The 9,985-nt window shown below is 72.1% G+C and carries 10 protein-coding genes; 8 read left to right on the top strand and 2 right to left on the bottom strand.

Annotated elements, in window-relative coordinates; genetic code table 11:
• Both ABDW35_RS24050 and thpR read left to right on the top strand, forming a co-directional pair.
• On the top strand, positions 1–685 hold a 685-nt coding region (locus tag ABDW35_RS24050; RefSeq protein ID WP_343716397.1), incomplete at its 5' end, for a helix-turn-helix domain-containing protein.
• A 13-nt stretch (positions 686–698) separates the two neighbouring features.
• A complete protein-coding gene (gene thpR, locus ABDW35_RS24045) occupies positions 699–1,241 on the top strand; it encodes an RNA 2',3'-cyclic phosphodiesterase (protein ID WP_343716396.1) in 543 nt (180 codons plus the stop codon).
• Positions 1,242–1,244: 3 nt separating this feature from the next.
• Here thpR and ABDW35_RS24040 read toward each other — a convergent pair whose 3' ends face one another.
• The gene (locus tag ABDW35_RS24040) at positions 1,245–2,471 is read right to left on the bottom strand and encodes a UbiH/UbiF/VisC/COQ6 family ubiquinone biosynthesis hydroxylase (RefSeq protein ID WP_343716395.1); all 1,227 of its coding nucleotides are present in this window, start codon (positions 2,469–2,471) and stop codon (positions 1,245–1,247) included.
• A 94-nt stretch (positions 2,472–2,565) separates the two neighbouring features.
• Here ABDW35_RS24040 and ABDW35_RS24035 point away from each other — a divergent pair, with 94 nt between their 5' ends.
• From ABDW35_RS24035 to ABDW35_RS24015, 5 genes are all read left to right on the top strand, one after another.
• Positions 2,566–2,712, top strand: coding sequence for a hypothetical protein (locus ABDW35_RS24035; RefSeq protein WP_343716394.1), 147 nt, complete (start codon positions 2,566–2,568; stop codon positions 2,710–2,712).
• A gap of 277 nt (positions 2,713–2,989) precedes the next feature.
• Positions 2,990–4,210 carry an aminotransferase class I/II-fold pyridoxal phosphate-dependent enzyme gene (locus ABDW35_RS24030; RefSeq protein WP_343716393.1) on the top strand — a complete coding sequence of 407 codons (1,221 nt, stop codon included), beginning with the start codon at positions 2,990–2,992 and terminating at the stop codon, positions 4,208–4,210.
• Positions 4,207–6,861, top strand: a complete 2,655-nt coding sequence (locus ABDW35_RS24025) for a DNA translocase FtsK 4TM domain-containing protein (protein ID WP_343716392.1) — start codon at positions 4,207–4,209, stop codon at positions 6,859–6,861. The genes ABDW35_RS24030 and ABDW35_RS24025 overlap by 4 nt, the downstream gene beginning before the upstream one ends.
• 292 nt (positions 6,862–7,153) lie before the next feature.
• The gene (locus ABDW35_RS24020; RefSeq protein WP_343716391.1) at positions 7,154–7,390 is read left to right on the top strand and encodes a hypothetical protein; all 237 of its coding nucleotides are present in this window, start codon (positions 7,154–7,156) and stop codon (positions 7,388–7,390) included.
• A 282-nt stretch (positions 7,391–7,672) separates the two neighbouring features.
• A complete protein-coding gene (locus ABDW35_RS24015; protein ID WP_343716390.1) occupies positions 7,673–8,104 on the top strand; it encodes a hypothetical protein in 432 nt (143 codons plus the stop codon).
• Between the two features lie 54 nt (positions 8,105–8,158).
• On the opposite strand, the gene ABDW35_RS24010 is transcribed toward ABDW35_RS24015, so the two are convergent.
• On the bottom strand, positions 8,159–9,070 hold the full coding sequence (locus ABDW35_RS24010) for a LysR substrate-binding domain-containing protein (protein ID WP_343716389.1): 912 nt from the start codon (positions 9,068–9,070) through the stop codon (positions 8,159–8,161).
• A gap of 108 nt (positions 9,071–9,178) precedes the next feature.
• On the opposite strand from ABDW35_RS24010, the gene ABDW35_RS24005 reads away from it, so the two are divergent.
• Positions 9,179–9,985 (top strand): citrate:proton symporter (locus tag ABDW35_RS24005; protein ID WP_343716388.1); only part of this gene is annotated, 807 nt, incomplete at its 3' end.

The raw sequence follows: 9,985 nt of genomic DNA, 5'->3' as shown, positions 1-9,985 counted from the left end.
GAAGGCCCTGCGCCGGGCCCATGCGCGCGGCGCCCGGCTGGTCTCGATCTGCTCCGGCGTGTTCGTGCTGGCGGCGGCGGGCGTGCTGGCCGGCCGCCGCGCCACCACCCATTGGCGCTATGCCAAAGCGCTGGCCGCGCGCTACCCGGACATCCGGATCGTGCCCGATGTGCTGTATGTCGACGAGGGCCAGGTGCTGACCTCGGCCGGCAGCGCCGCCGGGTTGGACCTGTGCCTGCACATCGTGCGGCGCGACTGGGGCGCGCGGATCGCCAACCAGGTGGCGCGGCGCCTGGTGGTGCCGCCGCATCGCGAGGGTGGCCAGGCGCAATATGTCGACCGGCCGGTGCAGGTCGAGGAGCGGCCGCGCCTGGCCGCGCTGTTCGACTGGGCCCGCCGGCACCTGGCCGAGGATTTGCCGCTGGAGCGGCTGGCCGAGGAGGCCGGGATGAGCCTGCGCACCTTCCTGCGCCGCTTCCGCGAGGCCACCGGCACCACCCCGGCGGAATGGCTGGTCGGCGAGCGGCTGGCGCTGGCCCGCGACCTGCTGGAGACCACCGAGCTGCCGGTCGAGCGCATCGCCACCGAATGCGGCTTCGGCTCGGCCGACACGCTGCGACACCATTTCCGCCGCCGCCTCGCCACCAGCCCGGCCCGCTACCGCGCCGGCTTTGCCCTCGGTTGAGCCGGGGATCGTCATGCTCAGATTGTTCGTCGCCATCGCCATCCCCGCCGCGCTGCGGCCCCGCCTGACGCTGCTGCAGGGCGGCGTGCCCGGGGCGCGCTGGACCAACCCGGCCGATTTCCACCTGACCCTGCGCTTCATCGGCGAGGTCGACACGCTTGAGGCGGAGGAGATCGACGAGGCACTGCACGCCTTGGCCGCACCCGGCTTCAGCCTGGCGCTGGACGGGGTCGGCCAGTTCGGCACGAAGCGCGCCGCCTCGACCCTGTGGGCCGGGGTGGCGGCGGAGCCGGCGCTGAGCTTCCTGCACGCCAAGGTCGACCGCGCTTTGGTCGCCGCCGGCCAGCCGCCGGACGACCGCAGCTACGCCCCGCATGTCACCTTGGCCCGGCTGCGCCAGGCCCCGGCCGAGCGGGTCGAGCGCTGGCTGCTGGAGCATGCGCCCTTCCGGGCCGAGCCCTTCCCGGTCGGCGCCTTCCACCTGTACCAGAGCCATGTCGGCCGCGAGGGCGCGGTGTATGAGATCCTGGAGAGCTACCCTCTCGGCCCGTCGTAGGAGTCAGCGCGCCCGCGCGCCCAGCCCCATCGCCTGGCGCATGAAGAAGCGCTTCACCGGCGGCAGGCGGCCGACCGCGGCGAGGCCGATATCGCGGGCCAGCTGCACTGGCGCCAGGTCGGTCGAGAACAGCCGGTTCAGCCCGTCGGTCGCCAGGATCATCGCCACATTGTCCGGCCGCCGCAGCCGCTCGTAGCGCTGCAGCAGCGCCGGGTCGCCGAGGTCGAGGCCGAGGCGGCTGCGCTCGACCAGCAGCTCGGTCAGCACGGCGATGTCGCGCAGGCCGAGATTGAGGCCCTGGCCGGCGATCGGGTGGATGCCGTGCGCCGCCTCGCCGATCAGCGCCGCCCGCCGGGCGCCGTAGCGCCGGGCATGGACCACGCCGAGCGGATAGGTGAAGCGTTTGCCCAGCGTCCGCACCGGCCCCAGCCAGTCGCCGACCACAGCCTGCAGCGCCGCGTCGAAGGCCGCAATCGGGCGGTGCACCAGGTCGTCGGCGGTGTCCGGATGCTCGGTCCAGACGATCGAGGACCGATGGGTGCCGTCGGCATCGTCCCGCATCGGCAGCACGGCGAAGGGGCCGGCCGGCAGGAAATGCTCGACCGCCACGCCCTCATGCGGCTCGGCATGCGCCATGACGCAGACCACCGCCTTCTGCCGGTAGGCGAAACTGCGCGCCGGAATGCCCAGCTGCTGCCGGGTGAAGGAGCCGCGGCCGTCGGCGCCGATCACCAGCTCGGCCCGCACCACGCGGCCATCGGCCAGGGTCACGGCGGCATGGCCGGTGCTGGTCTCCACCGCCACCACCCTGGCCGGGGCGACGTGGCGCACCGCCGGAAGGGCCTCCAGCCGCTCGAACTGCGCCAGCCGCAGCAGCCGGTTCTCGACGATATGGCCGAAGGGGGCGCTGTCCGATTCCCCGGCCATCTCCTGATGGTCGAAATGCAGGAACACCGGGGCGCGGCCGTCGGCGATGCGGATGTCGAGGATCGGCTCGGCCTGGTTCGCCACCGGGTCCCACAGCCCGGCCGAGGCGACGATCCGGCGCGACCCGTAGGACAGGGCGGTGGTGCGGCCGTCGAAGCCGGGCAGGGTGCGGGCGGCCGCCGGCTCCTGGTCCAGGATCACGGTGTCGATGCCGGCCTGGCCGAGCGCCGCCGCCATGGTCGCGCCGGCGAGGCCGCCGCCGACCACCACGACCTGGGTGCGCAAAGAGGTGCTGTCGTTCATGGCGCGCAGCATCGGAGCGCGGTGCCGTGCTGTCCAGTGGCGGCGTGTCACATCGGAGGGGTGCCTGCCCGCGGTTTCGTGGTACGATTTCGCCATGGTCCGGATTCTTCTCCTGTCCCTCCTGGTGCTGGCCGCCGGATGCTCCGAGCGGCGGGGCGTCGGAGTCGCCGCCGGCGGCAGCTGGGGCTCGTCCGGCGGTGCCGGCAGCCTGATGTCGCTGTCGATCCCGTTCGGCTCCTGACCCGGGCAGCGCCCCAGGCAACTTCGCGTCGTGCGCCGATCCCGATTCGTTCGTGATTCGTCCGGACGTTCCCGGACCGTGCCGGCCCGGCCACACCGTGGCCGGAAAAGCGCGCCGCCCTGGCCGATCAGCGACGCCGGATTTGACAGGGGAGGTCAGAAGACCGGATAAAGTGATTGGAATCTAAGAGCTGTTTCGCGGCGGCACCGGCCGCCGGAAGCGAGGAGAAAGGCCGGCTTCAGCCGGCCCGCCGCGGAAGAGGGTGTTGCAGGAGAGCATGCGGGGCGGCCGACTCAACGAGGCATTGGAACGGCTCGCGGACTATCCGTTCGCGCGTCTGGCGACGCTGTTGTCCGGCGTCACGCCGCCGGAGGGGGTGACGCCGCTGGCCATGTCGGTCGGCGAGCCGCAGCACCAGCCGCCGGCCTTCCTGGCCGAAGTGCTGGCCGCCAATGCCGGCAGCTGGAACCGCTATCCGCCCGTCGGCGGCACCCCGGCCTTCCGCGAGGCCTGCGCCGGCTGGCTGCAGCGCCGCTTCCACCTGCCCGCAGGCCTGGCTGATCCGGCCCATATCCTGCCGCTGTCCGGCACCCGCGAGGCACTGTTCCTGGTGGCCGAGCTGGCGGTCGACCATCGCCCCGGCGCCAACCAGGTGCCGGCGGTCGCCCTGCCCGACCCGTTCTACGCCCCCTATGAGGGCGCCGCGGTGATGGCCGGGGCCGAGCCGGTGTTCCTGCCGGCCGGGCCCGCCACCGGCTTCCTGCCCGACCTCGACGCGCTGGAGGCCGACGCGCCGCTGCTGGCGCGGCTGAAGCTGCTGTATCTGTGCAACCCGACCAACCCGCAGGGCGCCGTCGCCAGTCGCGAGTATCTCGACCGCGCCATCACCCTGGCCCGGACGCATGGCTTCATCCTGGCGGCCGACGAGTGCTACGCCGAGATCTATGACCGCGACCCGCCGGTGGGCGTGCTGGAGGTCGCGGCCGAGCGGGACGGCGGGTCGCTGGACAACCTGCTGGTGTTCCATTCGCTGTCGAAGCGGTCGAACGCGGCCGGGCTGCGCAGCGGCTTCGTCGCCGGCGACCCGGCGCTGATCGCCGCCTTCCTGCGGCTGCGCAGCCATTCCGCCGCCGGCATGCCGCTGCCGATCCAGGCCGCCTCCGCCGCGCTGTGGGCCGATGACGCGCATGTGGTCGAGAACCGGGCGCTGTACCGGGCCAAGTTCGACGCCGCCGAGGCGGCCCTGGGCGGGCGCTTCGGCTTCCGCCGGCCGGAGGGCGGCTTCTTCCTGTGGCTGGATGTCGGCGACGGCGAGGCGGCCGCGCGCCGGCTGTGGGCCGAGGCCGCGATCCGAACCCTGCCCGGCGGCTACATCACGCGCCTGGACCGGCCGGAGATCGGCCGGCGCTGGCTGCGCATCGCCGTGGTCCACGACACCGAGACGGTCGGGCGCGCCCTGACCCGGATCGGCGAGATCCTAGCCGAGGCGGCAGAATGACGATGGCCGGAACCTCCTCCCGTCGCACGGCGGTGACGCGCAGCTCCGGCCGCGGCGCCGCCAGCAAGCGCTCCTTCCTCCCGCCGGTGGTGCAGGAGTTCCTGCGCAACCGGGTGCGGGAGCTGAGCGGCTTCGGCATCGCCGTGTTCGGCTGCGGCCTGCTGGTCGCGCTGGTCAGCTACGATCCGACCGACCCGTCCTGGAACACCGCCAAGGCCGGCCCCGCCGCCAACCTGCTGGGCCGCCCCGGCGCGCATTTCGCCGACCTTTTGATCCAGACGCTGGGCATCGGCGCCTTCCTGCTGGCCGTGCTGCCGCTGTTCTGGGCCTGGCGGCTGATGCGGCACCAGCCGCTGGACCGGGTGTGGTGGCGCGTCACCAGCATGCTGTTCGGCGTGCTGTTCCTGGCCGCCGGCCTGTCGCCCCTGCCGGCGATCGAGGGCTGGGCAGAGCGCGGGTCGCTGGGCGGCGCCGTCGGGTCGATGATCCTGCGGCGCATCTCCGACACCGTGATCATGTCCGCCGGGCCGGTCGCGACCTTCTGGCTGGCGCTGGCCACCGGCGCCGTCGGCCTGCTGCTGGTGATGGTGGCGCTGGGCCTGTCCTCGACCGAATGGCACCGCGTCGGCTCCGTCACCGGGGCCGGCGCCCGCGCCGGCGCGTCCCTCACCGGATCGCTGCTGCGCGCCTTCGGCCGGCTAATGCAGTGGCTGGGCCTGCGCACGCTGCAGGGCGCCGGCACCGTCGCCTCCAGCATGATGCGGCGCGAGCCCGCGGCCCCGGCCCAGCCGGCCTTCGCCATGCCCGGCGCCGGCCCCGCGGCGCGGCCGCGCTTCGCCCGCGCCAACCCGCCCGGGCCGCGGATCCCCGACCCGGAAGGCCCTGAGGACGACGAGGATATCGCGCCGGCCCGCCCGCCGATCATCATCGGCGGCGGCCGCACCGAGCCCGATCTCGACCTGCCGGAGGACGAGGACGACGACCTAATCGACCTGCCGTCGCTGCGGCCGGTCGAGGAGCCGCCGCGTCGTCCGGCCGCGCCGATGCCCGCGCCCCAGCGCGTGGCCCCGGCGGCGATCGAGCCGGCGCAGCGCCGCCCGGCCGCGCCGCCGCCGCGCCAGACCAGCTTCGAGCTGGCGCCGCCCGACACCTATGAGCTGCCGCCGCTGGACCTGCTGACCCTGCCGGACCCGACCAAGCGGCCGGCCGTGGCCGACCCCCGGGTGCTCGAGCAGAACGCCGCGGCGCTGGAACAGGTGCTGAGCGATTTCGGCGTCCGCGGGTCGATCGTGAAGGTCAATCCCGGCCCGGTGGTCACCCTGTACGAGCTGGAGCCGGCGCCCGGCACCAAGTCCAGCCGCGTCATCGGCTTGGCCGACGACATCGCCCGGTCGATGAGCGCCGTGTCGGTGCGCGTCGCCGTGGTGCCCGGCCGCAACGTCATCGGCATCGAGCTGCCGAACCAGAAGCGCGAGATGGTGCTGCTGCGCGAGCTGCTCGGCTCCGACACCATGGACAAGGCGGGGTCGAAGCTGGGCCTCGTGCTGGGCAAGGACATCGGCGGCGGCCCGATCATCGCCGACTTGGCGCGCATGCCCCACCTGCTGGTGGCCGGCACCACCGGCTCGGGCAAGTCGGTCGCCATCAACACCATGATCCTGTCGCTGCTGTTCCGGCTGCCGCCGGACAAGGTGCGCTTCATCATGGTCGACCCGAAGATGCTCGAGCTCTCGATCTACGAGGGCATCCCGCACCTGCTGGCGCCGGTCGTGACCGACCCGAAGAAGTCGGTGGTGGCCCTGAAATGGGCGGTGCGTGAGATGGAGGACCGCTACCGGTCCATGTCCAAGGTCGGCGTCCGCAACATCGAGGGCTACAACCAGCGGCTGCGCGAGGCCAAGGCCAAGGGCGAGGTGCTGACCCGGCGGGTGCAGACCGGATTCGACCCGGACACCGGCAAGCCGATCTTCGAAGACCAGCCGATCGACCTGACCGAGCTGCCCTACATCGTCATCATCGTCGACGAGATGGCCGACCTGATGCTGGTGGCGGGCAAGGACATCGAGGCGCTGATCCAGCGGCTGGCGCAGATGGCGCGCGCCGCCGGCATCCACCTGATCATGGCGACGCAGCGCCCCTCGGTCGACGTCATCACCGGCACGATCAAGGCCAACTTCCCGACCCGCATCAGCTTCCAGGTCACCTCCAAGATCGACAGCCGCACCATCCTGGGCGAGGGCGGGGCGGAGCAACTACTGGGCCAGGGCGACATGCTGTACATGGCCGGCGGCGGCCGCATCACCCGCGTGCACGGCCCCTTCGTCTCCGACGGCGAGGTCGAGGAGACGGTGCGCCACCTCAAGGCCCAGGGCGAGCCCGCCTACAACGATGCCGTTCTGGAGGACCAGGAGGACGGCGGCGGCTTCGATTCGCTGGCGCTGGACGGCGAGGGCGGGTCGGGCGACGACCTGTACGACCAGGCGGTGGCGCTGGTGGCGCGCGAGCGCAAGGCGTCGACCAGCTTCATCCAGCGGCACCTGCAGATCGGCTACAACCGCGCCGCCCGCCTGATCGACCGGATGGAGCAGGAGGGCGTGGTCAGCCCCGCCAACCATGTCGGCAAGCGCGAAGTGCTGGCGGGGAATCACTAGGAAGCCTCCTCCACAACCCCACACTGTCATCCCCGGGCTTGACCCGAGGATCCAGGGGCTTTCAAGAACCGCTCTCGATAGCCCCTGGATTGCCGGGTCAAGCCCGGCAATGACACAAGGGGGTCGCGCGTCGCCCGCCGCTTCGCCCGGCCCCGATTGTTAATCCGATTTCATGTTCCGCCCACGAGGGCGTTAGCTCCGGCACCGTAGGGTTGCGTCTGTCGGAGCCAAGACGTGGCCTCCCGCCCCGCCTCTCCTCCGATCTTCGTTGTCTCTCGATGGAGATCGTAAAATGCGCAGGAGCCTTCTGTTCGCCGTTCTCGCGGTTCCGGCCCTGGCCGTCGCCCCCGCTTTGGCGATGGCGCAGACCACGGCGCCCGCCACCACGACCCCGGCTGCCGCCCCCGCGGCGCACAAGATGATGAAGACCCACCACACCGGCCGGGTTCATCACAAGGCGCATCGCGCCGCCAACAGCGAGCAGGACCAGACCCGCAAGCTGAACGAGGAGCAGCTGAACAAGAAGTAAGGTTTCGGACCGCAGCAGATCCCCGCCCCCACCCCCCCTTCCGAGGCGCGGATCGCGGTTCGCAGAGGCCCGGTCGCATCGACCGGGCCTCTTTTTTATCTGTCGCCAGGATTTGGCCGGATGCCGCCAGATATTGCATCCGAAACATGAAATATCCTCCATGAAGGCATTTTTCCCGGATCGGTATTGCCGGTCAGGCTGTTGAGGGGTGGATCGGATCTTGTGCCGCGCCCGTCTGGGCCTGCGGCGCCGATCATCAGGCATCCTTCGATGGAGAGCTTTATGCGCAGGAGTTTTGTCTTTACCGCCCTCGCCGTGTCGGCGTTCGTCGCTGCGCCCGCCCTGGCCCAGACCTCGGCCGAGCCGGTGACGCCCGGGACGGCGCCGTCGGTGGAGGCTCCCGCCGCGAACGCGCCGGCGGAGCAGCCGGCCCAGAGCACCCACCGGCAGCATCATCGCAAGCATATGCAGTCCTCGAACGCGGACGATCAGGCGCAGCCGCGCCACCGCAGCAAGAAGGATTCGGCGGAGGCGGAGCAGACCCGCCAGCTCAACCAGCAGCAGCTGAGCGCCGGGGCCACCCAGACGGCGCCCGGCTCGGCCGTCCCCGGCCAGGTGGCCCCGGCCGAGCCGATGCAGCCCGGCGGGATGATGGAGCAGGCCCCGTCATCCGGCCAAACCATGCCGGCGGATCCGTCGGTCACCGGCGAGTAATCGCCGCCCGACGGTGGACACCCAGGCCCGGTCGCGCACGCGGCCGGGCCTTTCTCATACCGGCAGCGGCTCGGTGCCCGAGGCCAGGACCGAGTCGCGGAAGGCGGCGGCGGCGGGCGACAGCGTCCGGCCCGCCCGGGTCAGCACGCCGATGTCGCGCGTCACCTCCGGCCCCTGCAGCAGGCGCGTGGTCAGCGCCGGATGGGCCAGCACCGGCAGGGTCAGCACCGGCAGCGCCGTGACCCCGAGCCCGGCCGCCACCAGGGCCCCGGCGGTGGCGAGATGCGACACCTCGAACTCCGGCTCCACCGCCACGCCGGCCCGGGCGAAGCCGCGATCGGTCAGCGGCCGGACGCTGGTGATGCGCGACATGGCGACGAAGGGATGGGCCGCCAGATCGGCCCAGGTGACGGCGGAGCACTGCGCCAGCGGATGGTCCTGGCGCAGGATGGCGACGAAGCGGTCGGACATGATCCGGGTGAACTCGACCCTGCCGTCCGGCGCCGGCCGGCCGGCGATGCCGAGATCGGCCTCGCCGCGCAGCACCGCGCCGACCACGCCGTCGAGCAGCGTGTCGATGACGCCGACCGAGACGCCCGGATGGCTACGGCGGAACCGGTCGATCACCGGCGGCAGCAGCCCGGCCGTGACCGAGGGCAGCCCGGCCACCGAGACCCGGCCGCGGGCCGAGCGGAAATAGTCGCCGAGATCGTCGAGCGAGCTGCGCAGATCCCCGATCAGCCGGCCGGCGACGGCGGTGAATTCCCGCCCCTGCGGCGTCGGCTCCACCGTCCGGGTGTTGCGGTCGAACAGGCGTTCGCCCAGCCGCGTCTCGGCCCGCGCCACCGCCCGGCTGACCGCCGGCTGCGACATGCCCAGCGCCTCCGCCGCCGCGCGGAAGCTGCGCAGCCGGTCGACCTGCAGCACCACCTCGATCTCGAAAAGCGACAGGTTGATGCGCTTCATGCATCAATCGATGACACAAATTCACTTCTCGATCCACCGCCCGCCATGGCGTCCTGGCGCCTGAGCGGCCCCGGATGAAGGACGGCCGCCGCAACGGGAGGATGGCGGATGCTGGCGGCCTTGGGGTTCCTGACCATCGCGGTGTTCCTGGCGCTGATCCTCAGCGGCCGGGTCTCGGTGCTGGTGGCGCTGGTGCTGGTGCCGCTGGCCGGCGGCCTGATCGGCGGCTTCGGCGCCGGGCTGGGCGCGATGATGCTGGACGGCATCGTCAAGGTCGCCCCTATCGGCATCATGATCATGTTCGCCGTCCTCTATTTCGGGTTGATGCTCGACACCGGCATCTTCGAGCGGCCGATCCGGTTCCTCCTCTCCCTGGTGCAAGGCGACCCGGTGCGGCTGTGCCTGATCACCGCGCTGCTGACCATGCTGGTGGCGCTGGACGGCGACGGCGCCACCACCTTCCTGATCACGGTCACGGCGCTGCTGCCGGTGCACCGCCGCCTGGGCCTGAACCCGCTGGTGCTGCCCGGCATCATCTGCCTGGCCGCCGGCACCATGAACCTGCTGCCCTGGGGCGGGCCGACGGCACGGGCGATGGCGGTGCTGAAGACCGACGCCGCCGCCCTGTTCAACCCGGTGATCCCGGCCATGGTCGCCGGCCTGGCCTGGGTGTTCGTCGCCGCCTGGCTGATCGGCCGCGGCGAGCGCAGGCGCCTGGGCATCGTCCATGGCGTCGACGCCGTCGCGCTGGTCGAGCCGACCGAGGCCGAGCAGGCGGCGCGCCGGCCGCACCTGGCCTGGTTCAACGCCGCCCTGACCATCGCCCTGATCGTGGCGCTGCTGGCCGGGCTGTGGCCGCTGCCGGTGCTGTTCATCACCGCCTTCGCCATCGCCCTGCTGGTCAACTATCCGCGC

The organism is Inquilinus sp. (assembly GCF_039594555.1).
In the GTDB taxonomy this organism is placed as follows: domain Bacteria; phylum Pseudomonadota; class Alphaproteobacteria; order DSM-16000; family Inquilinaceae; genus Inquilinus.
Note: the sequence above shows the minus strand (reverse complement) of the source record. Positions and strands in the feature narration are given on the sequence as shown.